26 protein-coding genes and 1 pseudogene are annotated in these 26,433 nt (G+C 69.3%); 4 read left to right on the top strand and 23 right to left on the bottom strand.

The features are described 5' to 3' along the window. Positions 1-113: 113 nt before the first annotated feature. Complete coding sequence (locus H8R17_RS47600) at positions 114-1,769, bottom strand: DUF2637 domain-containing protein (RefSeq protein ID WP_262505660.1); 1,656 nt, start codon at positions 1,767-1,769, stop codon at positions 114-116. Positions 1,770-1,916: 147 nt separating this feature from the next. Beyond that, positions 1,917-3,725, bottom strand: a complete 1,809-nt coding sequence (locus H8R17_RS32330) for a helicase HerA domain-containing protein (protein WP_187826775.1) — start codon at positions 3,723-3,725, stop codon at positions 1,917-1,919. Between the two features lie 556 nt (positions 3,726-4,281). Here H8R17_RS32330 and H8R17_RS32325 point away from each other — a divergent pair. Further along, positions 4,282-4,491 carry a DUF6207 family protein gene (locus tag H8R17_RS32325; protein ID WP_187826774.1) on the top strand — a complete coding sequence of 70 codons (210 nt, stop codon included), beginning with the start codon at positions 4,282-4,284 and terminating at the stop codon, positions 4,489-4,491. Positions 4,492-4,576: 85 nt separating this feature from the next. Next, positions 4,577-5,485: a Ku protein gene (locus H8R17_RS32320; RefSeq protein ID WP_187826773.1), complete on the top strand. Its 909-nt coding sequence runs from the start codon at positions 4,577-4,579 to the stop codon at positions 5,483-5,485. A gap of 41 nt (positions 5,486-5,526) precedes the next feature. Here the strand turns inward: H8R17_RS32320 and H8R17_RS32315 are convergent, their stop codons facing one another. The 12 genes from H8R17_RS32315 to H8R17_RS32260 form a co-directional block, all read right to left on the bottom strand. Then, a complete protein-coding gene (locus H8R17_RS32315) occupies positions 5,527-5,823 on the bottom strand; it encodes a hypothetical protein (protein WP_187826772.1) in 297 nt (98 codons plus the stop codon). A 97-nt stretch (positions 5,824-5,920) separates the two neighbouring features. After that, positions 5,921-6,448 carry a hypothetical protein gene (locus H8R17_RS32310; protein ID WP_187826771.1) on the bottom strand — a complete coding sequence of 176 codons (528 nt, stop codon included), beginning with the start codon at positions 6,446-6,448 and terminating at the stop codon, positions 5,921-5,923. A gap of 558 nt (positions 6,449-7,006) precedes the next feature. Beyond that, complete coding sequence (locus H8R17_RS32305; protein WP_187826770.1) at positions 7,007-7,219, bottom strand: hypothetical protein; 213 nt, start codon at positions 7,217-7,219, stop codon at positions 7,007-7,009. Between the two features lie 758 nt (positions 7,220-7,977). Further along, the gene (locus H8R17_RS32300) at positions 7,978-8,178 is read right to left on the bottom strand and encodes a hypothetical protein (protein ID WP_187826769.1); all 201 of its coding nucleotides are present in this window, start codon (positions 8,176-8,178) and stop codon (positions 7,978-7,980) included. A 204-nt stretch (positions 8,179-8,382) separates the two neighbouring features. Further along, positions 8,383-9,114 carry a hypothetical protein gene (locus H8R17_RS32295; protein ID WP_223125741.1) on the bottom strand — a complete coding sequence of 244 codons (732 nt, stop codon included), beginning with the start codon at positions 9,112-9,114 and terminating at the stop codon, positions 8,383-8,385. Positions 9,115-9,151: 37 nt separating this feature from the next. Next, positions 9,152-9,736: a hypothetical protein gene (locus tag H8R17_RS32290; RefSeq protein ID WP_187826793.1), complete on the bottom strand. Its 585-nt coding sequence runs from the start codon at positions 9,734-9,736 to the stop codon at positions 9,152-9,154. 105 nt (positions 9,737-9,841) lie between these two features. After that, on the bottom strand, positions 9,842-11,707 hold the full coding sequence (gene mobF, locus H8R17_RS32285) for a MobF family relaxase (RefSeq protein WP_187826768.1): 1,866 nt from the start codon (positions 11,705-11,707) through the stop codon (positions 9,842-9,844). A gap of 652 nt (positions 11,708-12,359) precedes the next feature. Beyond that, entirely contained in the window at positions 12,360-13,070 is a 711-nt protein-coding gene (locus H8R17_RS32280) for an N-acyl homoserine lactonase family protein (protein ID WP_187826767.1), read from the bottom strand. Positions 13,071-13,210: 140 nt separating this feature from the next. Next, positions 13,211-14,092: a hypothetical protein gene (locus tag H8R17_RS32275; protein ID WP_187826766.1), complete on the bottom strand. Its 882-nt coding sequence runs from the start codon at positions 14,090-14,092 to the stop codon at positions 13,211-13,213. Further along, positions 14,089-15,135 (bottom strand): TniB family NTP-binding protein, encoded by a 1,047-nt coding sequence (locus tag H8R17_RS32270; protein WP_187826765.1) that lies wholly within the window; start codon positions 15,133-15,135, stop codon positions 14,089-14,091. Before H8R17_RS32270 ends, H8R17_RS32275 begins: the two co-directional genes overlap by 4 nt. Next, positions 15,126-17,210 carry a Mu transposase C-terminal domain-containing protein gene (locus H8R17_RS32265; RefSeq protein WP_187826764.1) on the bottom strand — a complete coding sequence of 695 codons (2,085 nt, stop codon included), beginning with the start codon at positions 17,208-17,210 and terminating at the stop codon, positions 15,126-15,128. The genes H8R17_RS32270 and H8R17_RS32265 overlap by 10 nt, the downstream gene beginning before the upstream one ends. Further along, positions 17,176-17,952, bottom strand: a complete 777-nt coding sequence (locus tag H8R17_RS32260) for a TnsA-like heteromeric transposase endonuclease subunit (RefSeq protein ID WP_187826763.1) — start codon at positions 17,950-17,952, stop codon at positions 17,176-17,178. The genes H8R17_RS32265 and H8R17_RS32260 overlap by 35 nt, the downstream gene beginning before the upstream one ends. Positions 17,953-18,178: 226 nt before the next feature. Here H8R17_RS32260 and H8R17_RS32255 point away from each other — a divergent pair, with 226 nt between their 5' ends. Further along, positions 18,179-19,327, top strand: a complete 1,149-nt coding sequence (locus H8R17_RS32255; protein WP_187826762.1) for a ParA family protein — start codon at positions 18,179-18,181, stop codon at positions 19,325-19,327. Continuing rightward, complete coding sequence (locus tag H8R17_RS32250) at positions 19,324-20,412, top strand: ParB/RepB/Spo0J family partition protein (protein WP_187826761.1); 1,089 nt, start codon at positions 19,324-19,326, stop codon at positions 20,410-20,412. The genes H8R17_RS32255 and H8R17_RS32250 overlap by 4 nt, the downstream gene beginning before the upstream one ends. A gap of 70 nt (positions 20,413-20,482) precedes the next feature. Here H8R17_RS32250 and H8R17_RS32245 read toward each other — a convergent pair whose 3' ends face one another. From H8R17_RS32245 to H8R17_RS32205, 9 genes and pseudogenes are all read right to left on the bottom strand, one after another. Continuing rightward, entirely contained in the window at positions 20,483-20,713 is a 231-nt protein-coding gene (locus H8R17_RS32245; protein ID WP_187826760.1) for a hypothetical protein, read from the bottom strand. A 5-nt stretch (positions 20,714-20,718) separates the two neighbouring features. Beyond that, positions 20,719-21,726 carry a DUF5131 family protein gene (locus H8R17_RS32240; protein ID WP_187826759.1) on the bottom strand — a complete coding sequence of 336 codons (1,008 nt, stop codon included), beginning with the start codon at positions 21,724-21,726 and terminating at the stop codon, positions 20,719-20,721. Beyond that, positions 21,719-22,115, bottom strand: a pseudogene (locus H8R17_RS32235) (hypothetical protein). The gene H8R17_RS32240 and the pseudogene H8R17_RS32235 overlap by 8 nt, the downstream one beginning before the upstream one ends. A 75-nt stretch (positions 22,116-22,190) precedes the next feature. Beyond that, positions 22,191-22,907 carry a hypothetical protein gene (locus H8R17_RS32230; RefSeq protein WP_187826758.1) on the bottom strand — a complete coding sequence of 239 codons (717 nt, stop codon included), beginning with the start codon at positions 22,905-22,907 and terminating at the stop codon, positions 22,191-22,193. Positions 22,908-23,034: 127 nt separating this feature from the next. After that, positions 23,035-24,159: a DNA polymerase III subunit beta gene (dnaN, locus tag H8R17_RS32225; RefSeq protein ID WP_187826757.1), complete on the bottom strand. Its 1,125-nt coding sequence runs from the start codon at positions 24,157-24,159 to the stop codon at positions 23,035-23,037. Between the two features lie 64 nt (positions 24,160-24,223). Then, entirely contained in the window at positions 24,224-24,856 is a 633-nt protein-coding gene (locus tag H8R17_RS47595; RefSeq protein ID WP_187826756.1) for a hypothetical protein, read from the bottom strand. Continuing rightward, positions 24,853-25,152 (bottom strand): hypothetical protein, encoded by a 300-nt coding sequence (locus H8R17_RS32215; protein ID WP_223125739.1) that lies wholly within the window; start codon positions 25,150-25,152, stop codon positions 24,853-24,855. The genes H8R17_RS47595 and H8R17_RS32215 overlap by 4 nt, the downstream gene beginning before the upstream one ends. Before the next feature lie 93 nt (positions 25,153-25,245). Further along, positions 25,246-25,821 carry a hypothetical protein gene (locus tag H8R17_RS32210; RefSeq protein ID WP_187826754.1) on the bottom strand — a complete coding sequence of 192 codons (576 nt, stop codon included), beginning with the start codon at positions 25,819-25,821 and terminating at the stop codon, positions 25,246-25,248. 107 nt (positions 25,822-25,928) lie between these two features. Continuing rightward, complete coding sequence (locus tag H8R17_RS32205) at positions 25,929-26,351, bottom strand: hypothetical protein (RefSeq protein ID WP_187826792.1); 423 nt, start codon at positions 26,349-26,351, stop codon at positions 25,929-25,931. Between the last annotated feature and the right edge of the window lie 82 nt (positions 26,352-26,433).

The following is a 26,433-nucleotide window of genomic DNA, read 5'->3' as shown; positions in this document are numbered from 1 at the left end:
GACGGCAGCGGGCGAGCCCGGGGAGACCTGGGGAAGGCCGGGTGGAGAGCCGTTCCAACCGGCGCCGGCGGGGCATTCCAACTTCCGCGGCGGCCGGTTGGAACGGCTGGAGTTCACACCGACTCGGACTGCTTCGCGGCCCGTCGGAGATCGCCTATGTACTTGCGCACGGAACCGACCGTGTAACCGGGCATCAGCTCGGCGAGCTGAGGAGCAAGCTTGTTCGCCGACAGCTTCCGCGTCTCCTCGGTCAGACGCAGGTAGTGCCACTCCACCAAGTCGACCCCCTTGAGACCATCCGCGGACGCCGGGGCAGGTGCCTCGTCCAGCTCCCGGTCATCGAGCTCGTCGACTTCATCTTCCTCCACCGGCGGTTCGTACTCGGAGGCGACGGTGGAGTCCAGGTCTCCGGTCTGGGCGGGGACACGCATCTGGACGCTGACCCGGTTGCTGCCCCCCGTACGGTCGGCAGGTGTGCCGGCCGTCTCGGCAACGGGGCGCCGTTGGAACGCGGAGTTGGAATCGTCCAGTTCCAGGATCTGCGCAGTGCCCGGCGCAGCATTCCACCCCTGCGGGGATTCCAACACGGGCTCGTTCCCCGGGGTGTGCGGAGAAGCGCCCGGGATGACGGGGGCCTCGGTTCCGCTCTCGCGACCGGCTCCGCGAGCGACGTGGCTGTTGCTCGGAGCGGGGACGCCACCGCTCCCCTGCTGCTGTTGTCCGGGGAGTTCGGTCTGCTTGCGCAGCTCCGCAAGGACCGGCAGGAGGAGCGCCTCGTCGATCGGGGCACCAGTGACGGGGTCACCCACCTGATGCGCGGCGGCAAGGAACTTCGCGAACTGGCGGGCCTCGGCGGGGTGGCCGCCGTAGTAGTGGACGAAGGAGTCGTACGCGAGGCGGACGTCGAGGGCCGCGAGCTGCTCGGCCTGCACGGCCAGGTCCCCCACGGCCGGCTGCGCGGCGCCCGGTTCCAGCTTCTGACGCTGGCCCGTGCCTACACTCGGCTCCGGCGCCTCGGCTGCGGGAGCCGGTTCGGTCGGCCGGGCGCTCGTTACCGAGTCGGTCTCGGGGCCTACGGGAAGAAGCGGGAGCTGTTCGATCCCCGCAGCGGCGAGCCCGGCCGGAGCGGTCTTTTCCAGGGGGACGCCGTAGCGGGCCAGGCGCAGCGGCATCAGGGACTCCACCGGGGCCTTGCGGCGCCAGGCACGGCCGAAGCGGGAACGGAGGCGGGCCTGGTAGACCAGGCGTTCCTGTTCCAGCTTGATGACCTGTTCGTAAGAGCGCAGCTCCCACAGCTTCATACGGCGCCAGAGGAGGAACGTTGGCAGGGGGGAGAGCAGCCAGCGCGTGATGCGCACGCCTTCCATGTGCTTGTCGGCCGTGATGTCGGCGATCCGGCCGACGGCATGGCGGGCGGCCTCGACGGTGACGACGAACAGCACCGGGATGACAGCGTGCATCGCCCGGCCCAGCGGGTCGGTGGCCGCTGCGGCGTTGAACACCACGGTCGCGACGGTCAGCAGCCACGCCGTCTGCCGCAGCAGCGGGAAGGGCATGCGGATCCAGGTCAGCAGCAGATCAAGGGCGAGCAGGACGCAAATGCCCGCGTCGACGCCGATTGGGAAGACGTAGGAGAAGTTCCCGAAGCCCTTCTCGACGGCCAGCTCACGGACGGCGGCGTAGGACCCCGCGAAGCCGATGCCGGCGATGATCACAGCGCCGGCCGCGACCACGCCGCTGAGAATGCGGTGCGTCCGAGTCAGCTGCATTGGCGCGGCCACCCGTAATACCTCCCGTATCTGTGATGAGCAGGTGTCACAGTGTCATGTCCTGATAGCTCTCGGCTTGTTCCGGACGGGCTAGCCGAAAACATCGGTGGGCAATTCATCTTGTAGCGGGCGCCGGGACGGCCCGAATCACGCTTCTGCTGGAGTCCCGCTCCCCCGGGGCCGGTTGCGGGCCCATCGCAGGAGGTCACCGACGCGGTAGACGAACTCCGGGCCCCGACGGTCCGCAGCCGACGGGAAGTCCGGGTCGTTGGCGCGGGCCCACCGCAGCGTGGCAAGTGTGATGTCTGGCAGGTGCTGTTGGTGGGCCTGGCGCAGGCCCACCAACACCTCCGTGCCGTGCTCCGCGTCGTCGTGATCCCCAGCCGGGCTGGCAGGCCCGGAATCGGGGCCGACGTCGGGATCCGCTGCCTGCGGCATGGCCTTGGTGAAGTCCACCACGGCGCCTGCGGGCTCTGCTTCCCGGGCGGACTCTTGGATGGAGGACGTGCCGGACATCGCCCACGCGCGGGCCTCTGCATCGGTCAGATACAGCACTTGCGTCTCGTGTGCGACGCCCCCCATTACGACCTGGACACGGCCGGTATGCCGGGTGGGTTTCGGCGCGGGGTGCACCTCGGGTACCAGCATGCGCCAGGCGTTGAGGGTGTAGCGGGACAGGATGCGGGTGGCGAACTGCTCACGCATTTCCGGTCCGCCGAGAGCCCGGGCGGTGGCGGACTGGGCGACCAGGAGCACGTGAAGGCGGACCTGACGGCCCATGAAGAGGATCTCGGCGAGGGCATCGATCGCCGGGGAGGTCTTCGGGTCGCCGCTCTCGCGGATCCGGTCCCAGTAGCGGGCAAGCTGCTTCATGGTCGCATTCACCTCCTCCAGGAGGATGACCAGGCGCGGGCCGACCTTCTCCGGCTCTTCCGCGAGGACGTCGTCGCCGAGCGCTTCGGCAAGACGGATCCGTCGCCGGCCTTCCTGGCCCAGGGCGAGCAGCGCGTCGTGGATGTCGGCGATATCGCGGCAGTACGTCATCCCCGGCACACCGCGGGCCCACACGTGGGAGATGCGCTTGAAGTCCAGCACGAAGGCGTGCGCGCCGTTGCGGATGAACTGGCAGGTGATGGTCCGCAAGATCGTGGACTTGCCGCCGCCGGTGCCGGCCGAGACAAGAACGTGCGGGGAATCGTCGTCCAGGTCGACGGAAACCTTTCTGTTGCCCGCCCCGCACCCGATCAGCGGAGCTGACTCTGGCATCGAGGCAAGCATCTCCCGCACCCCAGGGTCGGACAAGCGCAGTACGTTCGGCGGGCGGTGCGCCTTCTTCACGACGAGGTACGGGTCCTTGCCAGCGTAATGCCAGGTGAACGACACGTTCTCCAGAGCGAGTTTCTTGGCGATCACGTCGGCCACAAGATCCTGGCTGAAACGCAGGTGCAACGGCAGATCAATACGGATCCGCGCGTCGTCGTCGGTGTAGTTGACCGGCACGTGGAGGTAGCGGCGCGGATCGGTCTGCTCTGGGATGCCGAGCGGCACGGCGAGAGCGTGGTGCAGCGGGGTTACCCACTCCCGCATCAACTCGCGCTGCTCGCGCGTGAGGAGCGTGTGGGCGATACCGGCGAGCGATGCTGCCCCGGCGGCGAGCACGCCGCCGTACTCAAGTGAGGCGAGGGTGCTCTGGGGCTCTTCCCAGTAGGCGTAGCCGGTGCCAGCCGTGACGCTGAGGCCGCTGATCCGAAAGACCAGTCGCTGCCAGCCCGCACGGTAGGAGCTGCGATGCACCGCGCCTTCGACCTTCGGCAGGACACGGCGCCCGGGCCGCAGGAACGTCGCGTCGGTGCGGCGGATGCCGTCGAGGTCACGGCCGGTCAGGAACCAGCCGATCCCGGCGGAGAGGGCGTCGGCTGCCTCTTCCATTCGCTTGTCGAATTCGCTCTGCCCCATCAGTACTCCCCCCTCAACAGGCGCGCCGGCTCCGGCACAGACGGGATGCAGCAGGCGGACTGCCAGATGAGGGGGAGCTGAAGTTCGGCTGAGGTTGCTGGTGCAGAACGGCGATGGCGGGGCGGGTGAGGCATCAACGGCTCCACAGGACGGATCGATTGGGGTCTGCCGTCACTGTTCACCCGGGTGCTTACCACCCCGCTTACCAACCGGTCCCCGATGCCGTCACAAGGTCATAACGGCCTCGGGGCAGTAGGTGCGGCCAGTGTGTCGGCGTCCAGGCGCGTCGCCACGTCTTCGGCGACGGTGAGCGCCATTGGTAGTCAGGGGCGCGGTGCCCTCGCGGGCCCGTTTCCCCATTCCCCTTTCAATCAGTGCGTGCGGTTTTCCCGCACACGGCTTACCGATGATCTTCTTGGCGTGGTTACGCCGTCTTCGGGTAGCGGATCGTGCCACGCAGACGGTGCAGGCCGCGCCCGTTGCCGGGACCCTACTCGGTCGGGTGAAGACGGCGGGATCGGAGAACCTTTGCGGGCGCCGGGGCGTAGTGCCAGGCATGAGGCAGATCAATGACGCGCATGTGGCCGTGCCGGGCCTGGCCGTGGTGGAGGTCGCGGCCGCCGATGACGAGACCGCCTTCGCAGTCCAGGAGCTGCTCGCCGGGCAGTGCGCCATCGCGCCGGCGGACCGTACGACCCGGGAGCCTGACGAGCCCGGCGTGCGGCTGCGGTTCTTCCTGGACCTACAGCAGGACGCCGACACGTAGGCCCGCGGCGGGCGCCAGGCCGCGACCGTGCCGGGCCGGGACGGGGCTCCTACACTGGTAGTGCTCGGGGCTGCGGAGGTGTGCCATGCCCGCGAGCATCTTCAACGGCGCTATCTCGTTCGGGCTCGTCAGCGTCCCGATCACGGTCCTGAGCGCGACCGAAGACCACAGTGTCCGCTTCCGCAGGATCCACACCGCCGACAACGGTCTGGTACGCAACCGCTACTGGTGTGACGCGGAGGACCGTGAGGTCACCTTCGGAGAAATAGGGCGCGGCTACGAACTGCCGGACGGCCGGGTCATCCCTGTCACGGACGAAGAGCTGCGGGCCCTGCCGCTGCCCACGGCCCGCGCCATCGAGCTGATCGCCTTCATCCCGGCCGCCGCCGTCGACCCGCTGCGCATCGGCCCCGGCTACCACCTCCAGCCGCAGGGCGCCGTCGCGATGAAGCCCTACCTGGTCTTGCGGCACGCCCTGGAGCGCGCCTCGCGGGTCGCGGTCGCGCGGTTCGCGTGGCACGGCCGTGAGCGGCTCGGTCTGCTGCGCGTCCGCGGGGACGTGATCGCTTTGCACGGTCTTCTGTGGCCGGACGAAATCCGTGACCCCGCCGCCGTGGTCCCGCCGCCGGTCCAGCTGGACGAAGACGAGATCGACGAAGCCGTGGCGCTGATCGAGGCCATGACCCGTGAAGACCTCACCGGCCCGGAGTTCACCGACGGATACACCGAGGCACTGCACGCGGTGATCGAGGCCAAGCAGGAAGACCGCCAGCCGCCCGAGGCCCCGGTGCCGACATCCCGGCCGGGGCAGCTGGTTGACCTGATGGCCGCGCTGCAGGAGTCCGTCAGCAAGGCCCGAGCGGCGCGCGGCGAGACGCTCGACACGGACGCGCACGAGGCGCCGGCCCCGCCCGCGAAGAAGGCACCCTCCCCGAAGACCTCCTCGAGGAGCGCCGGGCGCGCGGGCGGTCGGCGCGGTACGCCAGCACGCTGATGCTGTGGTCGGGGGGCTCGCCACCGTGGTCGGGGCGATGGTCAGGGCGTGTCGCCGGAGTAGTAGAAGCGGCAACTCACACCCGGGCCCGGCGTACGCGCCTCGCCGGGGTACGGGTCGTACAGCGACCGGCCGCCGGGGAACTGCCCGAGCTCGGTGGACAGGGCCACCCCGTCGTCGACTTCCACGGTCCGCCACCCGTGGATGTCCAGCAGCAGGCCGTCCAGCGGTCCGCCCACCAGTTCGGCGTAGGTCCGGTGCGCGAGCGGGCCAGGGTTGGGGTCGTCGTGGTCGTGGCCGTAGACGCGGCCGTTCAGCAGCTGCTCATCGCCGTTCATCCGACCAAGCCTTCCAGCCGCCACCGACATCGAGAGCGTGGAGACGGCGACGGGCCCGGCCTGAGTGGAGGCCGGGCCCGTGACGGTACGTGCGGGGCTACTGGGTCTGGATGGCTCCGCGGTCGATGAGGTCCTGGATGTAGGCGGGCCAGTCCCGCTCCAGGCTGGTGGTGATGGCGGCGTGGACGTCGGCGCGGACCTGTGGGGTGACGTGTTCGACGTCGCCGTTGCGGTAGTGCAGGCGCAGGCCTTCGCAGCTGGCGTCGCACAGGATGGCGTGGGCCTTCTGCATGAGCGTCATGTAGAGCTGCGGGACCGGGGCCCCCACGAGTTCGTCGATGACGGCCTCGTAGTCGATCCCGAGGTCGCCCCAGTCCTTGCCCTGCTTGTCGAGCCAGAGGGTGACGTCGGAGAAGAAGACGGCCTTGCCCGGCCCGTCGCCGGGGTCGCGGGCGAGAGCGCCCGCGAGGTCGAGGGCGGTGCCGGCCTCCTTGCTGACGAGGCTGCGGGGGATCGTCTGCGGGGCGATGGCGAGCGCGCACTCTCCCCAGCCGTCTCGGGTCTGCTCCGGCCAGGGCAGCCCCAGCACGAGCCAACCGTCCGGATGCAGAAGCGTGTTGCTCACTGTGTTCTTCCCCCTCGTTGACGTCCCTGGGTCTGTGCCCGATCTTTCCGTCCGGCGGTGACGGCGGGCAAGGCGGCCTCCGGCCAGCAAGTGCGGCCGGGTCAGGTGCGCCAGCGCCCGAGCCAGCCGCCGGCCTTCCGCGCGGACTGCTCGGCTTCCGCCTCCTGGTGGAGGTGCTCGTGCTCCTGGCGCTCGCGTTCGTCGGCTTCGGCCTGGCGCTGGGCTGCGACAGCCCGGCTCTGGCAGTGCTCGCACAGATGCGGGTGCGACTCGCGCGGCTGGTCCCAGTCCCGTAGGTCGACCGCCGTCCATCGGTCGTCGCCCGGGCGCGGTCGGCGTGGGCACGGTGTCCTCGCGTTTCTCCGGCATCAAGGCCGGGGCGGGCGGCTGTTCGTCCGTCCCGCGCGCACTCCAGCGCGTGCGGGACAGATGCTACCCTGCGGGATCACCCCTTGTCCGTGACCTGGTCACTCCGGCTCACGGTGTCCGTTTCGACCCTTGACCACCCCTTGACCGGACGGTTCGTCCGTGGCCGATGCCACACCGCCCGGCGGGAGTTCAGCGGCCCGACTGGGAAGCGCCCTCTACCAGCTGAACGACGACATCCAGGATTCCCTGGCCGAACGCCGTGGGGGCGATCAGCACGCCGAAGACCAGAACGATGACGACGGTCAGCTTCTCGTCGAACCGGCTCCGGGCCTGCGTACGCCGACGCAGCCGCACGACGATGATGACCGCCAGCAGAACCGCCACGTTGATCGTCAGTAACACCCGGCCAGCCCTCCCCCATCAGACACAACCGTCCGCCGACCTGTGTAGCTCGCCCCACTCCACGTGGTGGCCCGATTACTGATCGTTGGCGGCAAAACGCTTCTGCCCGGCTGGTTTTCCGGCCTTGACCAGCCCGCACAGCCGCGCACCGCCCATGCGCGACGCGGTGCGCACTGGGCGCGCGGCGCCATACGTCGTGCACGATGTAACGCACGTCCCCGTCTGCGGTGCGCACGGGGTGCGGTTCACTCCCGACCCGGTGCGCACGATGCCGTGCACTCCCGCCAGGCGGTGCGCATCGTGGTGCGGGGTGCGCACCGCACCGCGTACCGGGTCACCCAGCGTGAAGGACCCAAGAGTGGCTGCGGGAGGGAGAGTTCTCCCCTCGGTGCACAGCATCGCGCACACATAAGGGGACGATGCGGGCGGTAGCGAGCGTGGTCTAGGGAAAACGTCGGCACATTCGGAGCCCGACAAGGGTTGATTCTCCACTCGACAAGGGGTGCGCATCCGGTGCGGCCCATCTCGACAAGGGGTGCGCACCGACCGCGCCAACCCTGCGCACCGTCACCGTGGGTGTGTGCATCGCGGTGCGGTGCGCACAACCGGGCTTCACCGTGATGCGCACCGGTGCGGTGGCCTGGGAGTGAACGTCATCGTCGGTGCGCGCACCGGTGCGCAGGATGAAGTTCATCGTGGCGCGCCTCCGTGCGCACGCGATGCCGTTCACCGGCGCGGTGCGCACCATGTCGTTCGGTTCATCCCTGGCGGCGCTTGCGGTAGCGCGCGGGCTGCCACGGCGGGTTCGGCTTGCCTCCGGGGTACTGCCGCGTCCGACGCCGGCGCGGCGGCGGGTTCGGAGACTGGTACAGCGCCGCACGCAGCCGGGACGCGTCGGCGAGACGCTTCAGGCGCTCCCGTTGCTCAGGCGACAGATGCGTCGGGGTCGGTTCAACCATCGGGGCCTCCGTGCTTCGGTGGGTCGCTCCCCGCACCCTCGCCGCTCTCCGCCGCCTCGAGGCAGGACGCTCCGGCCGTGTCCCGACAGCTGGCCCGGCGACATCGCCGTCCGTCCCGCCGACCGGTCCCGGCCGGGTCGATCGCCTGCGCACACGCCGACGCCCACGGACATCTGGTCCGTGGGCGTCGGCGCGATGCGGTGGTCAGCTCTCCAGCATGGCCTGGAGGTCGCTCAGCGTCAGCTCGTTCGTGCCGCGATCCGCGGCCTTGCTCTGCGTCCAGGCGACGATCGCCGGGTGCGCATCCTCGTACGGGGTGCCGGCGGGTGTGGTCCCTCCGTCGTTGCGAGCGATTTGGGTGAGGTAGGCGGCCAGGGCGTGCGGACCGCCACCGCTGTAGCCGATGTTGTAACCCAGGCCGTGGCGTTGCGGCAGGATCGACAGATCGCCCTTGTCGGTCCGGGCCCAGAACAGGCCGCGGCCGGTGTGGAAGCTGCTGAAGATGTCGTCGGGGCGCAGTTCGAGCGGGGCGTACGTCTTGTAGCTCCACTGGTCCGTGCCGCCGGTGCCCACGTGCTTGAAGTGCTCGCCCACGACGGGCAGCCCGAACTCGGGGTCGTAGAAGGCCCGGCGGCAGGTACAGCCCGATCCGGAGATGGCCGCCGGGCTGTTCTTGTCCTCCGTGACGCACGGGTGGAACAGGGACGGGATCTTCGTCGGCTCCACGAGCGTGCAGTGCATCGCGTTCGGCTCGCAGCGCTCCAGCCTGCTCAGCCACTCCTGGAAGTGAGGCGTCACGGTCTGCTGCGCCTCGATGTCCAGCTCGGCGTTCAGCGACGACGAAGCGATGCCGAGGCGGGCCTCGGTGTAGAGGACGAAGTGCAGGTAGCCCGTGGTCGGGTCGGTCAGGTTCAGGTCGCCTGGTTCGAAGGTCAACGTGGCACTCCTCTGCGGGCTGTGCTGGGCGGCGGGGTCAGGAGACGCGGTGTTCGGGCCGCAGGGTGAGGCCGCGGTTCAGGAACTGCTCGGTGTCGTCCGGTCCGAGTGCGAGGGCGCGGGAGACGGCGGTGCCTTCGTCGTCGTGGACGAAGGCGAGCAGGATCTTGCGGCTGGCGGGGTCGGCCATGGTCCGGCGGGCGGCTTCGACGGTGTGGGCGACGCAGCCGGTGGTGCCGTCTTCGACGATGTCCCGGCGCGTCTTGTCGTCCCAGACGTTGAGCTGGAGGTTGGCGCCCTCGGTGGAGCAGTCCTCCTTGGAGTCCGCCCCGAGCACGCACCGCCCGAGCATCGCGGCGTGGGCGTGACGCTGGAGGTAGACGGCCGTGCCCAGGAGCCGGTCGACTTCCTTCGCCGTGTTCTCGCGTGCCTTCTCCGGACTGACGAGCGAGGTCTTCGGGTCGTGGGGCTGCACCCGGATCTTCAGCGCCGACAGGCTGCGGGCGAGGTCGTCGGCGACGCTGAGCAGGCCCACCAGGTTCACGTCGCCGCGCTGGCGGGGCGGGGGCAGTTCGTCGGGGTAGCTCTCCAGCGGTTCCAGGGGTTCGTGCAGGTCGGTCAAGGTTCCTCCCGTGCCGGGTGCCAACGCCCCGATTCTCAGTCCGGTCCGCCGGGCCTCGCGGGTGAACTCGCAGATCGGCCACCCGCTGGCCGATCTACATCCCCGTCAGCGGTGGGGGCCCGCTCCCCTGCCCTCATCCGGCTGCGCCGTGGGGTGCCGCTGCTCGTGCTCCTGGCGGCGCGGGTCGGCGGCCGGAGTCTGCTTCGCCTGCTCCACCTGCCTTGTCTGGTCCGCCTGCTCTTCGACCGTGCGGCCGCGGGCCTCGGACGCGCGGGTGATCGCGGCGATACGGGCGAGGTTCTGCGGCGAGGTCGCCCACGTCGCGGGGTCCGTCGTGCGGCCCTCCAGGTACTCCTGCGGCATCGCGGCCTGCTGGTGGGCCTGGATGGCAGCGGCCCGCTGCGCCGGAGTTGGAGCGGCGTCCCGGCCCGGGTGGTCAACGGCGTGCGGCGCGGCCGGCGCTGCATCCCGTACGGCGGGCGGTGCAGTGAGGGCGGCACGGATCGCGTTCTGCAGGGCGAGACTGGCGACCCGGGCCCGCTCGTACCGCGTCGACTCACGCGGCGGCTTCCCATCGGCGCCCGCGATCCACCAGCGGATGGGCCAGGCGAAGTCGGCGGTGTAGGAGATCTGATCCGGGGCCGGGGTCCGCCGGCCCTTCTGCGGCACGGTGAGCTGACGGCCGTAGCGCTCCAGGGCCCGGTCGGCGATGTGACTGTCGATGCCCGGCACATAGGCGCGGCCGCGCAGGGTCTCCAGCAGATGCCGGCGCGCTTCAGCCAGGACGTGGCGGCGGGCGAAGACCCCGCGCACGGTGAAGACGACCGCTGCGACGTCGACCGTGGCGAGCGCGGTGTCCACCAATGGCCCCACCCGGGCCCGGATCGCCGCACCGGCCGCCTGGCACCGCTGAAGCAGCCCGTCGACCATCCGCTGCCCGAACTTCAGCAGCGCGGACACGCGCCACCACGCCAGCAGCTGATCCAGCGGGCGCGGGGTCTTCTTGTCCGGGCGGGTCTCCTGCGCCGCCCACCACGCCAGACCGTGGCGGGCGCGCACGCCGGGCAGATGACCGTACTTCTTCACGTACTCATCGGTGATGCCCTCGAGGACGTCCTCGATCCGCCGGCGGCGGGTGGAGGACCAGTCGATGAGCTCCTGGTCGACCCCGGCTATCTCCATCACCGGACGCAGACCCGGCGTCACCTCCCGCGGCACGGTCGCCAACCCGAGCTTCTCGCACACCTCGGTCGTCATCTCCAGGGTGTACAGCGTGTCGGCCGCCACGATGTGCTTGTAGAGCCGGACCGTGTCCAGCGCGTACCAGGAGCCGTCCGGGCGCTGCGCCCGGTTCAGGATCAGGCAGTGCTCATGCAGGAGGGGAAATCCGTTCCTGTTGTCGAAGTGCCGGAACGCCGCGACGACCAGGGCCGGGGCCTTCGCACGCTCCCGGCCGGACGCCCACCGGACCTCCGCGACCTCATCCTCCAGCCAGCGCAGCGTCTTGGAGACTGCCCGCTTGTGCGCCCGCTCGATGACCCGGCGCGTCCTGGCATCCCCCAGCGCCCACAGCACGACCAGCGACGCCTGCGGCCGGAACACGAAGTCCAGGGCGATCAGCGGGGTCTGCTCGCGCTGCTCGATCTCCTCGATCGGCTGACCCAGGACCGTGGCCAGCCGCGCCGCCTCCGGGTCGACGCCGTCGTCCAGGAGCTTGCGTTCCATACGGTCGGCATCCGGGTGCCGGCCTTCCCCGAACACCAACTCCATCTGCCGCTCCGTCACCCTCTGCCCGGCAGTGAGCCCGAGAGCGGCCAGGCCGCGCCCCCTCCACACCCCGGGCGGGAGCCCGGCCATCTCCTGAGCGTCCTTCAACGCCTGGCCGACCGGACGACGCCCGTCCCCGAACGCGACTCCGCGCACGTAGTACCGCCACGCATTCCGCCTCTGCACCTTCGCAACACTGATCATCCCAGCAGCGAACACCGGCTCTGACCTGCGAAAAAGAGCGGTCCCGTGGGGCGGGAGGGTTCACCGGAACTTCACCGCCGATCCCGCACAGCGGGCGCCGGCGACAACGTCGCGCCCGCCCTGCGGACACCACCGAGGCCATGCAAATACTGCGCGGCATCCAGTCACACAAGCCTCACGCACCCCGAAAACCGCCAGCAGACGACTCCACCGCCAAGGCGCGCATACCTACGTACCGCTCCCCCAGGCGACGACGAAAGGCGCTTGGCACTACACCCGTCACCGGCTCCCCGGGCACCTCAGTGCGGGACTGCGAGAAGGGCTGAGCCGCGCCGTTATGCCGCCGTTACTTTTCACGCCGTGAAAATCGTGACCTGTCTCGATGGATCTGAGCCACTGCAACTCCCTGACCAGTCGTGGCTCAGATCGAGCGAGACGTAGTGGCTGATGTCGTCTCGCTCAACCTGGTGGCTTTGTAGGTGGAAACGGACACTGGTCGACGAGTCCCAACACCACTTGTCGATCACAGGGCCGCAAAATGTCGATGAGAACTGACACCACTTGGGCAGGGACAGCCGATGTTCGCACGCGTTGATGGTGAACGGCGCTGGTGCACGTTCGGGCGATGCGGCTTGGAGTGGTCTGGCCTGTCCTAGAAGGTGCTCTGCGACGGTTCCCAGACCGAGCAGTCGTGAGCGAAGAGAACGCGCCGGGGATCGAAGTCGGCGAGTCGCTCCAGCCAGTGCTGGTAGGCGGGAAGCGGCTGCTCCACGCCGTGAAGTGCCGCTTGGCGGGCCAGCTGGTCGGATGCGAAGTGGGAGGCGAAGTCGTGCGCCTGGCCGGCGAGGACTACCGTGCCGTCGGCTTGCCGGAGGACCAGCGACTGATGGCCTTGGGTATGCCCTGGTGTCGGAACGATCCAGACTCCCGGCCAGACCTCAGCCTCACCAGCGAGTTCCTCATAGGACGCGGCGGGGAAATTGATCAGTTCGTCGAAGGTGTAGTCGCCGTTGCGGGCAGTGGCCAGCTCGATGTTCTGGACCAGGATGGGCTTTCCGCCCAGGAGAGGGTTCCCGCCGCAGTGGTCGAAGTGGAGGTGGCAGTTCGCGACGAGGGCGATGTCGTCAAGACCGACTCCAGCTGCGGACAGGGCATTCTGCAGGTCTCGGCGTCGGGGACGGTAATGGGCCTCGGTCTCGGGGTCCGCCTGGCCGATGCCGGTGTCGAAGAGGATCAGGCCGTGATCGTGTTGCACCAGGTAGGCGAGCACAGGTTCGACCCGCGGCTGCGGGCCGCCGGTCTCCGACGCGGGCCGGATGAAGTACCCCAGATCGAGCCGACGTACCGACATGTTCTTCCCCATGCGGCCAGCCTGCCAGGTTCTGGTGTTCCGGTCGGCCAGTCTGCCGAGAGCAGAACCACCACCACCGGCACCGGGCGCTGGCGCTTCCGATCGACAACTGGTCAGCACTCACCGATAAGGCCAACCTGGGCCGTCGGGAGCTAAATGGCCTCGGATGCCGTGGTTGCCTCGATGGTGTGCGCGATCATGCGGAGTTGGTGGATGAACCACGGCTTGGCGGTGGTGCGGAGGGAGCTTTCGTTGGGGAGCCGTCGGATGAATTCTGCGTGGAAGGCCCGGAAGTCCTCGTCAGTGCCGGAGAGTGCCAGGCCGCGCCAGCGTGGAGCCGCGTAGAACACCATGGCTTTGACGATCTCGGGATAGATCGCCGCGTAGCGCTTGGGGTCCCACGGCCGGACGGTGCGGGCAGGACGGGGCTGGAGCCGGACGAGCCGCCGCGTGAGGTCGCTGATCCGGTAGCCGTGCTGCATGAGGGTGGTCAAGAAGCGAGAGGTCTGTTCGTAGCAGACGTTGACCACGTCGGGGCCGTAGCAGCGAAGGAGCCGGTAGTGACGCTTCTGGGCGGCGACGATCTCCGGTAGATCAGCGAGGTCGAACTGGTTGGCGGGGGCTTCGACGGCCCGGCCGATCCAGAGGCGATGCGGGATGCAGACCTGGTCGTGGTGTTTCGACATCCAGACCATGACGCCTTGGCCGGGGCTGCCGGTCCTGCGGGCGACACAGCGTCGGCATGCCCATCGGGGAGTCACGGCGAAGGGACCTTGCGGGATGTTCCACGCCTGTCGCTCCCAGCGGGGGATCGCGTACTGGATCGAGGTCCGGGGCTGTCCGCTGAGGACACTGAGCCGGCCGACCGGATCCAGGCGGGATTCCAGCCAGTGGGAAGGCCGCTGAAGGCGCTGGACGGGCATCGCGTTGGCCGTGGCGAGGCGGTCCAGGAACGAGGCTTCGGTCTCCTGCGGGAAGGGCTTGAGCGGACGCGGCAGCGGACGGAAGACGACGGCCTCGAACGGCCTGTTCACCCCGCTTCCCTGCCTGCGTCGGGCGGGGAGTCCGACTCGCTGTTGTGGTCGATGTGGATATTTCGCAGGGAGGCTTTGGTGATGCGCTCGCTGCCGTCGAGGATGGCGGAGATCGCCGCGGCCCGGATCAGGTGGGAGAGGCTCCCGATCATGCCGCCGGTTCGCTGGTGCAGGTATTTCGACAGACCGGCCAGGGCGTCGGGTGTGTGACGGTGCAGGCGAAGGGTGCTCTCCAGCGAGGCAATCAGAGCCTTCCACTCGGTGTTGCGGGGGAACGCGCCGGTGCGGACCAGGATGCAGCGGCCTCCGAGCTGCTTGCCGCGGATCCCGGTGAACAGCCCGGACTTCTCGACATTGATCCCGGCATAGACGAAGGTCGCCGGCAGGTGCTCGGTGAAGTACTTCAGGTGATCGGAGAGGTCCTCGCCTGCGGTGGTCGCGTGGTTGAGCAGGTGGATCTCGTCGACCAGGACCAGGTCCGTGCGGGCCTCGATCATCACCTGGCAGACGGCGCTGGTGACATCGATGGTGTTGTGCCGCGGGTTGATCACGGGCAGGCCCAGGAACCGGGCGAACTCCAGGGCGAGTTTGCGCGGGGAGCCTTTGGGCGGGGCGGTGATGTAGACGACGGGAATGCGGTCGCTGCCCGGATACCGCTGCTGGACACGCAGTTCGTGCGTGCGGCCGAGCTGCTTCAGCGCCGTGGTCTTCCCGGTCGTCCACTGGCCGGAGACGATCATCCCGCGACGGGCGCCGTGTTCACGCTGGTTGAGCAGGGTCAGCAGCCGCCCCTGATGCGCGATCTCCTTGACCGTGGACGTGCGCACGACCTGCAGCTCGGAGTGATAGGCGATCCGGGCCTCGTCATAGATCTTCCGCGGCTGCGGGGTCAGGGCCTGCCACTGCTGATCGGGCAGCAGGTCGAAGACAGCCGGGTCGGCTTCCACGAACCGCCGCCAGCCCTCCAGGCGGGTAGAGGGATCGGTTCGGTCGTCAGGCAGAGCGGTCTCTTCCCCGCTCGGCTCCGCGGCGTTCACCACCACTTCTCGGCCTCCTTACGAGCATCGAAGATCTCCAGCGGGACGATGTCGGCAAGTTCGTCGGCCTCCTCGTCCTCCGCTGGTTCCGGCTCCGGCGTGGGCGCCGGCCGTGGCCAGGCGGGTTCGCTGGTGGCCCGGGTGCGGGCGGCGACCTTTCGGTCGCGTCGCCGGGCCGGCCGGTCCCTGGCCGCCGTCCGGCGGCCAGGCTTGTGATCGGGTCCGTCCGATGCCCGGTCCAGGAGCTCTGCCGCCACCTGTGCGACGGCTTCCTCGTCCGGCTTGCGTTGCTCGCGTTCGGTCAGGATCTGGTGGGCCCGGTCGAAGACCAGCTCGCCCATCGGGACGGGAGACGTGCGCAGGTGGCGCCAGGTCGCGGTGATCCAGCCCGTGCCGTGGTGGTTGCGTACCCAGACACAGGAGATGTCGTAGGGGTCGTAGTGGACTTCCCAGAGCTTGCCGTCCGGGCCTGCTCCCGAGGGCTGACGCCGGAAAGGGGTGAGCCCGGGGGCGTCGTAAGTGCGGTTGTTGATCCGCACCCCGCTGTGGCCGATGACCCGCCATTCACGTGGCATGAGCTGGATGTACTCCTGCGGACTGAGCGCGACGGGGACGTATCCGGCTGCCGACACCAGCGCGGCGTACTTCTCGTTCGGGCTCAGCGGCCGGTCCGGCATCAAGGGATCGCGCAGCCCGTCGTGCGGCCTGGCCTGCCAGACGACGATCCACTCCTGGAGAAGTTCCTGGAGTTCGTGGATGGACCATGCCGCCTGCGCGGACGGGTCCTTGCCCCGCATCTCGGCACTGCGTCCCGTGTAGCCGGCCACGTACTGGGCGAACATCGTCGACACCGAGCCCAGCGTCCGCTCGATGTGCGGCCTGTCGGTCGGCGTGTCCGGGTGGGCAGGTTGGAACGAGATCCCTAAGTGGCGGCAGGCATTGCGGAAGTTGTCCGAGACGAACGCCTTGCCGTGGTCGCTGACCACCGTCTCCGGAACGATCACCGGGACCGCGGCAGCCTTGTCCAGCCGCTCGTCCAGCGACAGCAAGGAAGCGTAGGGAAGCACGGAGCGCGACATGCGCAGAGCGTCCGACCAGCCGGGCCGCACCGGTTCCGGCGTCATGGCGCGGGCCAGCAGCAGCGCGGCATCGACTGCCTTCGTAGACGGCCGCAGCACCACTGCGGCCAGCGTTCGGGTGGCCAGGTCGATCAGCCCGGTCAGTTCGCAGCGGTCCACCGTCCCGTCATCGTGGATGACCATGACGTCCAGCGGCGTGGAGTCGATCTCCATCACCTCGCCGGGCCGGGCCGCCGTCAGCTGCCCGAACATCCGCTTCGGCTGCTTGCCCAGCGAGCGGCGGGTGCGGGCCGAACCGAAGAGATGCTGCCCGGTCGAGACGGCCTCCAGCAGACGATAGAACGCCGCCCTGGACGGCATCCGGACCACTCCAGCACCGTGCTCGGCGGCCAGGAGCCGTTCAACGCGGCGCCGCAGCACCTGCGCGGAGACGGTCGGCTCGTCCGTCCGGCTGCCCGCGACCTTCGCGATCGCTTCGACTACCCGGGGATCGGCCCGGCTCGTGCCGGTGGCGGGCTTGCGCAGTCTGCCGTCGACCAGGCCCGCCACTCCTTCGTTCTCGAAGCGGGACCGCATCCGGCGCAGCGTGCTCAGCCCCACCGCCTCACCGCAGTCCCGGAGTTCGGCAACCTTGGCCAGCTCCCGCTGCCGCAGAGAGTGCACCGTCGGGTCGTACTCGGCCCGCACCGGGCCGCCTGCATCGCCGTCCGGGCGGCCGGTGAGCAGCTCGGTCAGATGCCGCCTCCACCACTCAGCCCGCTCTGCCGCCTCCTCCGGCAGCCCCTCCAGCACCCCTGCCTCTGGCAGCGGCGGACGGCTCAGCGCGGTGCTGAGCACGGTGAAACCCTCCGACGCCAGCAGGTGTCCCAGCAGCACGACGCTGGCGGCTTGGGCGTCATCGACCAGCCGCACCGACGTGCCGTGCAGTGCGGCAACCGTGTGCTCCCGCCCGTCGTAGCGGACCCTGTCACCCAGCGACAGCAGCCTCGGACGCGCCGGCATCCCCACCCACCTCCTCCGCGACCACAGACACAGGGCGAACCTGAGTGGCCGCCGACAGCAGACCGGCCTCCAGATCCACCGCCAGCTCCCCGCACCAGAGCAGATGGAAGAGCACTGGCAGCACAGCGATTGGATCACCCACCGCACGGGCCCCCGCCAACAGACTCCGGGGCCGGGCGAATGCCGCCCGCAGCTCTGCCGCCACCGGATCACGCCGCACCCGCGGATGCCGGTAGCCCGACAACCAGCGCAGATTCGCCGCCAGCACCGGATCGAGCACGCCCACCCGTTCGAAACCCCAGCCCACCCGTGCGCAGGCCGCCGCCGTGACCTCGAACTTCACTGCGTCCTCGGGCTCGATCCGGTCGTCGGGACGCACGTCCAGCACCACACCGGTGCCGTCCCGGCGGCGCACGAAGTAGTCCGGGGTATGGCTGATCCGCCGAGCCCGGCCACCGGACCGCCACGAGAGGCGGAACGGCTGCGACGCCATCGCCACGACCCCCGGATCACAGTCCAACCTCAGCAGCTGACCGAGCTCCACCCACGACTCATAACCCACCAACTCGGCACACGTGGCAGCCCAGTACCAGCCGGGAAAATTGCGCTGACCGGGGTACGACGGGAACGTCCGAACCTGCCCGGCCGCCTCGAAACGCGCCGGCCACATCACCTCAAGCGGCCCCTCATGCAGGTCACCGCGAGCGTCGACGTACTCCAGCCGGAAGTCCTCAGCCTCCACCAGTCACCCCCACCCGGCGCTGACCATGTACGACGACCGTAGACAGTCGGGTGCGGCAGCGGCTCAGAAAGAGCGAGACACAACAGCAGATGGCCAAGGTTGACCGAGACACACAGCCTGATGGCTCGGATAGACCGAGATTGGCCCACCATCAGCGAGACAGGTCAGGTCACGTGCGGGTCGACTTCAGTCTCGCCGCACAGCGCGCCTAGTAAAGTTCGGCCGCATGAGCATCCCGAGCCCCAGAGGAGAGCGAGAGAAGCTAATTACTGCTCTCACTCCGAAGCTGCGCAGGCACCTGAAGATCCGCGCCTTTGAGCACGGAATGGACATCCAGGACGCGACCGAGCACGCCATCAAGGCCTGGTACGAAGCCGATGGCATCCCCGAAGTCGACACCGAGGGAGCCAAGACCTGGGGGACGTTCCTCCCTGTCGGCGGCCCTGACGAGTTCAAGGCCGTCTGCTCGCAGCGCGGCATCACCTACGTGCAGGGGCTCGCGCAGGCGTTGACTCTGTGGCTCGACAACCACCCCTCCCCCACGACCCCGCTGGTGTCGCAACCGGTCGTGCGGGTCATAGTGGCCAACCAAAAGGGCGGCGTCGGCAAGACATTCATCTCCTCCGGCATTGCCCAGGCTCTCGCGGAGGCCGGCCGTCGCGTCCTGATCATTGACTACGACCCTCAAGGGCACCTCACTGCCGAGCTCGGCTTCGAAGACCTCATGTACGAGGACGACGTTGAGACGCTGATGATGCACATGGACGGCACTGCCAAGGGCGACATCCATGACCTGCTAGTCGCCCTGGATCAGAAGCGCTTCGGTGAGCGGCTGCATCTGCTCCCCGCGTCCGACGACGCGTTCCTCCGGGACGTCGCCCTGTCCAAGGTGAGCTTCAGCGAGGCCGCCCTGGAACGCGCCCTGGAGCCGCTGGAAGAGGACTACGACGTGATCATCATCGACGGCCCGCCCAGCCTCGGCCTGAACATGGACACCGCCCTGTACTACGTGCGCCGCCGCGAAGGTGAACTCGCAGACCGGTCAGGCGTCATCACCCCGGTCTGGGCCAACAAGGCGTCCCACCGCGCTTTCCGCCTGCTGAAGTCCCAGAAGGACGACCTGTGCACGAAGGGGCGGATCCAGGTCGACTACCTGGGCCTGATCATCAACGCGTACGACAGCCGCCGCGGCAAGCTCGTGAAGGAAAACAAGGATGAGTGGGAGAAGAGCAGTTCCCCGCCCGTTCTGGCGGTGATCGGCGACCTGAAGGAAGGCCGCGAGGCCGCTGACGGCGAGATCCCGCTGCTTGAGTACGCACCGGACAGCGAACACGCGCAGGCGATGCGCGACCTGGCGAAGGAACTGGCGGTATGAGGAACACCAGCAAGAAGGACGGCCAGCAGCGGGTCACGCGTGGCTTCAGCATTGATGAGAACGGGCCAGGCGGAGAGCAGGAATCCCCCCGTCGCGTCCGGACCCGCTCACAGATCATGAACGGGGAAGGAAAGAGGCCCCCGGCCTCGGTGAAGCTGGCCCTGCTGGCACACAATCCGTTCAACCCGCGCGAAGAGCTCACCAACCTCGAAGAAACCGCGGATTCGTTGCGGGCCAAAGGTCAGATCCAGCCGGTCACCGTGGCTCGGCGAGCTGCCTTCCTGACGGCGCACCCCGGGCAGGAAGCGGCGCTCGCTGAAGCCGAGTACGTCGTCATCGACGGCAACCGGCGTCTGGCTGCCGCCCATCTGGCCGGCCTCGAAGAGCTGCGGATCGACGTCAACGACGACCTCGCAGCAAGCGCGGCGGACCTCCTGGAGTCCGCGCTGATCGCCAACATCCACCGCGAGGATGTGGCTCCCATGGACCAGGCGAAGGCGATCCAGGATCTCGTGAAGGTACACGGGTCGCAGGGCGAGGTGGCCAGGCGACTGGGGAAGACGCCCCCCTGGGTGTCGCAGCGTCTGGCGCTCCTGGAACTCACGCCCGATCTTCAAGAGCAGGTGGAGACGGGTGAGTTGAAGGTGGAACCGGCTCGCCGAATCGGCCGGCTCCCCAAGGCTCAGCAGGCGGGCGAGGCGAAGAAGGCCATCGAGGCCGCCAAGGCCCCTCGCCAGCGGCGCAAGCCCGCGGTGGAGCAGACGAGCGAGGCCTCAACCGTTAACGCCGTTAATACCCCCGAGGACGGTGCGTCGGAAGGCTCCCCCACGCCGTCGACCGTTAACGCCGTTAATACCCAGGAGGCTCGGGACCCGGAGAAGGCGACGCAGTCCGATGCCGAACAGCCGGGGCAACTGCCGTACGGCGATGCCCTCTCGGTGGTCACCCAACTGCACCTGAAGATGGAGCCAGCAGTCTTCGCTGACGGTGCTCGTGTGTGGCTGAGGATCCTGCGCGACCAACACCCGAACGCGTACAGAGTGCTGCTGCAAGAACTCACCCAGCAGGAGCAGCAGCCGGTCTGAGACTGGCCTGAAACGCAAAAGGCCCCGCCTTCCCGGAGTGCCCGGGAAGGCGGGGCCTGCTGTTGTCGTGTCAGCCGTCCTCGTTGTCGTTCAGAGCGCTCCGGGTGAGGCCCCGGAACGGCCGGACGACGATCGATCCGTCAGTGCGTCGGATTGCCACGTTGCGTGGCCCGGCGACCGGTCGCCGGCCAGGCCACTGGAAGTGCAACCAGCCGCCGGTGATGTCGGGGGCGCGGCGGGCACAGAACGGGATGACCACGGTGACCGGCTGGCCTCGTTCGAGGTACACGCGGCCAGTCATGACGCTCACCGGACCGGGGTCGGGACGGCGTCGTGGTGCTGGCCATCCAGGAGCCTGCCGGCGTTCTTCTTACCGACGCGGCGCATGCGGACCGCGTCCGGCGGGGCGAGAGCTTCCCTGCGGTTCCAGCTACGGCCCTGGGTGTCGATGAGGGCGACGGCGCCGCGGTCGTATCCGTGGTCTTCGGGTGCGTGCGCTCCCCATTGTTTGAGGAAAAACGGCACGCCTGCCCATTCGCACTGGTCGCGTAAGGATCGCGCCCACTGGGGGTGCATCGGACGGGCCCCGGGACCGGATTCGCCGCCGACGATGACCCAGTCGATGCCGTGGAAGCGTCGTTCGCAGCAGCCGCCGACGTGGACGTAGGAGGCGGTCAAGCCGTGGCCGCGCTCGCTGCCCATAGTGATGACGGCCTGCTTGAGGTCAACCGGTCCCAGCAACGGCTCGCAGGACAGGAAGCGCACGGCGGCCGGGGTCTCCAGGAGGGCGGGGATGCGGAGGTCCGCCCACTTCTGGTCTTCGACCGAGACGCCCAACCACACGTTGGGAAGTGGCTTCCCGCCCAGCATCGCGCCGACGGCCACCCAGTCCTCCTGGCAGCCGGTGAAGTGCTCCCTGCCCTGATCGGCGACCAGGTGCCAGAAGGACGGGCGCGACAGCAGCGCCTTCATACGCCCGTGCCTCTTGGTGAGGACCTGGTACGTGTGCTGCGGGGTGAGCGCCATGACGGCGAACACCTGGGCGATGTAGGCGTCGGGGATGTCCGTGTGGAACAGGTCGGACATGCTGTCGAGGAAGACGCGGCGCGGCGTGCGCCAGGTCATCGGCAGCCGCAGGCGCTCCGGCCGGAGGGTGATGTCGAAGCCGTTCTCGAAGTGGTGACCGTCCGTGCCGCGCCACCGTTCGGCGAAGGTTTCGGCGTAGCAGTTGTCGCAGCCGGGGCTGACCTTGGTGCAGCCGGTGACCGGGTTCCAGGTGCTGTCGGTCCACTCGATGGTGGTGCTGTCAGCCACGGGCGTCCTCGCCTGCTCCTACGGGGTGGGTGTAGCGGATGGGCTTGCCGAGGCTACTGGCGTAGTCGATCTCGCTGCGGGTGCTTTCGCCGATGTAGCCGCCGGGGTTGACGATGAGGATTTCGTCGGCCAGGTCGATCTTTCGGCGGTGCAGTTCGTCCAGTTGCTGCTTGAGCCGGTCGGCCCGGTCCGGGTCCTCCCACAGCGGGTGCGGCTGCTTCATGTTGCAGCCGGGGGCGAGGACGATGCGGCCGGCGGCGGTCTCGTAGAAGTTGGCTTCGTTCATTTGCGTCCCAGTGCCGGGTCGACCCGCACAGCGCGACGATCGGCGGGCGGGAGGCGGTGGTGGTGGTGGTGGTGGTGGTGGTGGTGACGGTCTGGCGGGGCACAGCGGTCCTTCCGTAGGTGCGTGGCGGGGCGACGGGGCGGCCGGACTCTGAGGCCTGCGGCCGCCCCGGGCTTCGTTAGGTGGTGGGCGTGCTCGCGTCGGCGGCCGCCGACTGGGCAGCCTTCGTCTCGAGTTCGGCGTGGCGCTGCTGGAGCTGGTCGATGGCCGCGTGATCGGTCAGGGCCGTGTTGATCAGGTCGCGCTGGTACTCCATGCCTGCGAAGACGCCGCGGTGGTAGCGGCACTGGTCCTGTGCTTCGGTGCAGGCCGGGCAGTCTTCCCAGTCCAGCGGGTCGTACGGTGCGGTCTCCGGCCCGGGGAGCTCCGAGGCCGTCCGGTGGGCGGCGGGGGAGTGAGGACTGGTGGTGAACAGGTCCTCGCGCCAGGTGGGCGGCATCTCGCGGAGGTAGGCGGCCAGGGCGGCCGCGATCTGCGGGTAGTTGTCGTAGAGCGACGCCCAGATCCGCTTGGCTTCGGTTGCCGGGTCGGACTTCGGGGACAGTTCGTAGGCGTCGCGGGTGTAGGTCCGGATCTTCTCGCGGCGCTCCTCCCAGGTGCTGGTGTCGATTCCGGCTTCCACGGCCGCGCCCAGGATCTGGGTGTCGTGGAGGGGTTCCGGGCTCATCAGCGACGCGGCGAGGGCTTCGGCTGCGGTGGGGTCGCGGCGGGCGAGTGCGGCCACGGCCTGGTCGGTGAGGAAGGCTGTGCGCTGGATCCAGAAGTCGGCGTTGCTGTACGCGGTGGCCAGCATCCGGGTGCGCAGGGAGGTGAGTTGGGTGGTGCCGTTCGTCATGAAGAGGGTGCTCCTTCGAGGGTGATGGCGTCGGCTGGAGCCGGTGGTGCTGCGGAGCGGCCGTAGTCGTGTCGACGGCCGCCCCGCAGGCCCGGGGTGGTGCCGGGTAGGCGCCCGGTCGGTGGTTTCAGTTGGTGAGGCGGATCGGCATCAGGAGGTAGCGCAGCGCCTGGTCGTCGCTGCCGTGGCCGCGCAGGACGGCGGGCTTGCTGCTGGTGGTGAAGTGGAAGTCGACGGATTCGGTGGTGAGGGCGTTCAGGCCGTCGAGGAGGAAGGCGGGGTTGAAGGCGACGCTGAGTTCGTCGCCGTCGAGGTTGGTGTCGACGTTGTCGACGGCTTGGGCGTCGTCGCTGGTGCCGGCCTCCAGGACGAGGGTGTTGTCGGCGGCGAAGGTGAGCCTGAGCGGGGACTCCTTGGTGGCGACCAGGGCGACGCGCTGGACGGCGTCCTTGAGCGCGGCGATCTCCACGGTCGCGGTGTGGTTGAACTCGGTGGGGAAGAGGCTCTTGTACTTGGGCAGGTCGCCTTCCAGGCCGCGCAGGGTGGTGGTGCTGTGGTCGGTGCGCAGCGTGAACAGGCCGTTGACGCCGGCGGAGTCGGGGAGGGCAAGGTCGATGGTGGTGTCGTCGGCAGCGGCCTTCACCGCGTCCAGGAGCGGCTTTCCGGGCGCGAGCGTGGTGCAGTCGGCGGTGAGGTCGCAGTTCTTCCAGGCGATGGTCCTCACGGCGAACCGATAGCGGTCGGTGGCGGCCAGGGTGAGGGTGCCGTCCTCCTGGTCGTGGCGGAGCTGGATGCCGGTGAGGACGGGCAGGGTGTCGTCCTTGCCGAGCGCGCAGGCGACCTGGGCGATGGCTTCGGCGAAGGCCTGGCCGGGCAGCGTGCCGGAGGTCGGGCCGGCCTCAGGCAGCGCCGGGTACTCCTCCAAGGGCAGGGTGGGCAGGGTGAAGCGGGCGGATCCGGCGCGCAGCACCAGGCGGGGGCCGGTGAGTTCGAGGTGCACGTCTCCGCGGACGCGGGCGACGATGTCGGCCAGCAGCCGTCCGGAGACGACGGCGCGCCCGCTGTCGGCGACGGTGGCGGTGACGGTGGTGTCGGCGGAAATGTCGTAGTCGAAGCTGCTGACGCGCAGGGTGCCGTCGCCTGCGTCCAGGAGGAGCCCGGCGAGCACGGGGACGGGCGGCCGGGCGGGGAGGCTGCGGGCGGCGTAGCCGACGGCCGAGGCGAGGTCGGCGTGTTCCACGGTGAACTTCACGGACTGTTCCTGTCTGTGGTCTCGGTGATCGAAAGCAGATGTGGCAGGGGCTGGCGGCCGGGCGCTATCCGGCGAGCCGCCCTTTGAGTGCCGGGTTGGCGGCGGCGATCTCGTCTCGGAGCTGGCGGCTGGGCTTCCACAAGCGCTGCGATCCGGTGGCGCGGACCGGGTCCTGGAGGGGCTGCACGTTGCTGAGCTCCCAGTGGAAGCAGTCGGGCTCCGACCAGCGGGTGCACTCGCCGTCGTCCGCGTGGATGCCCGTGAGGTCGGCAACGGCCACGACGTGTCCCTGCACGGGCTGGTAGTCGTCGGGCAGGGCCTCGCGTACGGCGGGCAGGGCCAGGGCCCGCTTGTCGATGGTGAGGCCGCCGTGGATGAGGAGGGTGCCGCGCCAGTTGGTGGTCCACACGCGGTTCTCGATGCGCTTGGCGATCGCCTCGTTCACGAGGGCGATCAGGTCCGACCAGGGCGGCTGGATGGTCAGCGCGCGGATTGTGGTGGGCTCGGGGTCCGTGGGGACGGCCTGGTGGCGGGAGCTGATGCCCTGGCCCAGCAGCTCGAGGTTGAGGCGCTGTTGCTCGGCTGTGAGCGGCGCCGGCCGTTGGGGGGCGGTGAAGAGTGCGCCGGTGGGTTCGGCTTCGTGGCGGGCCCGGGCGTACAGCGCAGCGTCGTAAGCGGCCGCGAGTGTGGCGGTCACCGGGACTCCTCCAGCGGGTCGGGGTCCTGCTTGAAGGTGGGGGTGCGGCCGACGGCGATCAGCAGGACCTGGAGGGCGGTTCCGGGGTGGTTGTGCTCCTGGGTGGCGGGCAGGCCGCAGGAGAAGCAGTCTGCTTCCGCGCCGGCCCAGGCGACGTTGCAGGGTCCGCACAGGAAGCTGGGGCCGCGACGGGGCAGGGGACGGCGACGTCCCAAGCCGATGGCGCGCATTCTGGCGGCCGCGGCTTGGCGTGCTTTACGCATGGGGGAGTGGGCGGGGCGGTGTCGGGACGGCATGATGAGGGTGCTCCTCTCGCCTGCGGGCGGGATGGTGTGGCCCGGGACGGCCGGCTGGTTTCTCAGGCCGTAGGCGGCCGTCCCGGGGTGGATTCAGAAGGGCGGCTCGATGCTGGAGTGCGCGGGGTCGGCGTAGCTGCTGGCGCGGATCCGCAAGCGGTAGTCGCAGTCGACGGGTGCGCCGGGGGCGGTGTCGAGTTCGTCCAGCAGGACGATCAGGTGGTCTTCGTCGGCCAGTTCCACGGCGAGGTAGGTGCCGCAGGAGCAGGGGGCGATGAGGGTGAGGACGTGGGCCAGGTCGCCGTCCTCGCCGACGCCCTCCTCGCGGCGGGTGTAGTGGAGCCACCAGCCGCGCTGCCCGTCGGCGGAGCCGAGGTAGGTGACGGCGGAGGCCATCAGCTGCCGGTCCGGCACGGGCGGGTTCCCGGTCCAGGACATGGCCTGCACCACGGTGTCGAGGGTGTCGGGGAAGGTGCCGGTGAGCACGGCGTCGGCGTGGAGCACGGCCTGGAAGGCGTGTTCCTCGTCGCGCTCACGCTCTCGCTGGGACAGGTCGAAGGCCTGCACCCGCTGATGCAGGGCGACGATCGGCGCGGGACTGGTGCCTTCGTCGTGGTGCGGGTGGTCGTCCCGGTCCTGGCGGGCGGGGGCGAGTTGAAGAACGGTCACGGGGGTGGTTCTCCTCTCGGGGTTTTTCGAAGGGCCGGGGGTCTGTCCGGTCCTCCGCACCGCCCCAGCCCGGCACGCGGGTTGGGGCGGCACGGGCGGCCGTCAGCTCAGGCGGCGTTGTCCATGCGGAGTTCGGCGAGCGCGATGCCGTACGTCGCGCAGGAGCCGGAGCAGTAGTCGCGGGCGGGGTCGGTCGATCCTGTGACGTGGATGCGGACCCAGCCGCGTTGCTGGGGGAAGCGGTCGGCGGCCTCCTGGCCGCAGCCGTCGGTGGGGCAGGCGGCCCGTATGGCGGTGTTCGCCTCCGGGCGGGAGGTGCCGGCGGCGTACTTCTCGCCGTTCCATTTGTGCTGTCCGGCGGCCCGGGGTGCGAGACCGGCCTGCCGCGCCTCGGACTTGGCGGCTTCGTGCTCTCGCTTGGCCTGCAGGCAGCCGCACGCTTCGGTCGTGGGGACCTTCCGTCGGGTGTGCTGGCGGAAGCCGCGCATGGTGCCGTGCTCGATGCCTTCGTCCTTGCCGATGAGGCTCATTAGAGGACCATCCCTTCTGCAGCCCTCACGAGTAGGGTTGTGACCTCTCGGTCCCGGTGGGTGCATGGCCAGTGATGCGAGC

It is taken from the genome of Streptomyces sp. TRM68367 (assembly GCF_014495685.1).
GTDB lineage: Bacteria > Actinomycetota > Actinomycetes > Streptomycetales > Streptomycetaceae > Streptomyces.
The sequence above is the reverse complement of the archived record's forward strand: the minus strand, read 5'-3'. Positions and strand labels throughout refer to the sequence as shown.

Excerpts from the sequence above, each read along its gene's own strand:
- H8R17_RS47600 (WP_262505660.1), bottom strand. The coding sequence starts at position 1,769 with ATGCAGCTGACTCGGACGCACCGCATTCTCAGCGGCGTGGTCGCGGCC.
- H8R17_RS32330 (WP_187826775.1), bottom strand. The coding sequence starts at position 3,725 with ATGGGGCAGAGCGAATTCGACAAGCGAATGGAAGAGGCAGCCGACGCC.
- H8R17_RS32325 (WP_187826774.1), top strand. The coding sequence starts at position 4,282 with ATGAGGCAGATCAATGACGCGCATGTGGCCGTGCCGGGCCTGGCCGTG.
- H8R17_RS32320 (WP_187826773.1), top strand. The coding sequence starts at position 4,577 with ATGCCCGCGAGCATCTTCAACGGCGCTATCTCGTTCGGGCTCGTCAGC.
- H8R17_RS32315 (WP_187826772.1), bottom strand. The coding sequence starts at position 5,823 with ATGAACGGCGATGAGCAGCTGCTGAACGGCCGCGTCTACGGCCACGAC.
- H8R17_RS32300 (WP_187826769.1), bottom strand. The coding sequence starts at position 8,178 with ATGGTTGAACCGACCCCGACGCATCTGTCGCCTGAGCAACGGGAGCGC.
- mobF (WP_187826768.1), bottom strand. The coding sequence starts at position 11,707 with ATGATCAGTGTTGCGAAGGTGCAGAGGCGGAATGCGTGGCGGTACTAC.
- H8R17_RS32280 (WP_187826767.1), bottom strand. The coding sequence starts at position 13,070 with ATGGGGAAGAACATGTCGGTACGTCGGCTCGATCTGGGGTACTTCATC.
- H8R17_RS32265 (WP_187826764.1), bottom strand. The coding sequence starts at position 17,210 with ATGCCGGCGCGTCCGAGGCTGCTGTCGCTGGGTGACAGGGTCCGCTAC.
- H8R17_RS32255 (WP_187826762.1), top strand. The coding sequence starts at position 18,179 with ATGAGCATCCCGAGCCCCAGAGGAGAGCGAGAGAAGCTAATTACTGCT.
- H8R17_RS32250 (WP_187826761.1), top strand. The coding sequence starts at position 19,324 with ATGAGGAACACCAGCAAGAAGGACGGCCAGCAGCGGGTCACGCGTGGC.
- H8R17_RS32245 (WP_187826760.1), bottom strand. The coding sequence starts at position 20,713 with ATGACTGGCCGCGTGTACCTCGAACGAGGCCAGCCGGTCACCGTGGTC.
- H8R17_RS32230 (WP_187826758.1), bottom strand. The coding sequence starts at position 22,907 with ATGACGAACGGCACCACCCAACTCACCTCCCTGCGCACCCGGATGCTG.
- H8R17_RS32215 (WP_223125739.1), bottom strand. The coding sequence starts at position 25,152 with ATGCCGTCCCGACACCGCCCCGCCCACTCCCCCATGCGTAAAGCACGC.
- H8R17_RS32205 (WP_187826792.1), bottom strand. The coding sequence starts at position 26,351 with ATGAGCCTCATCGGCAAGGACGAAGGCATCGAGCACGGCACCATGCGC.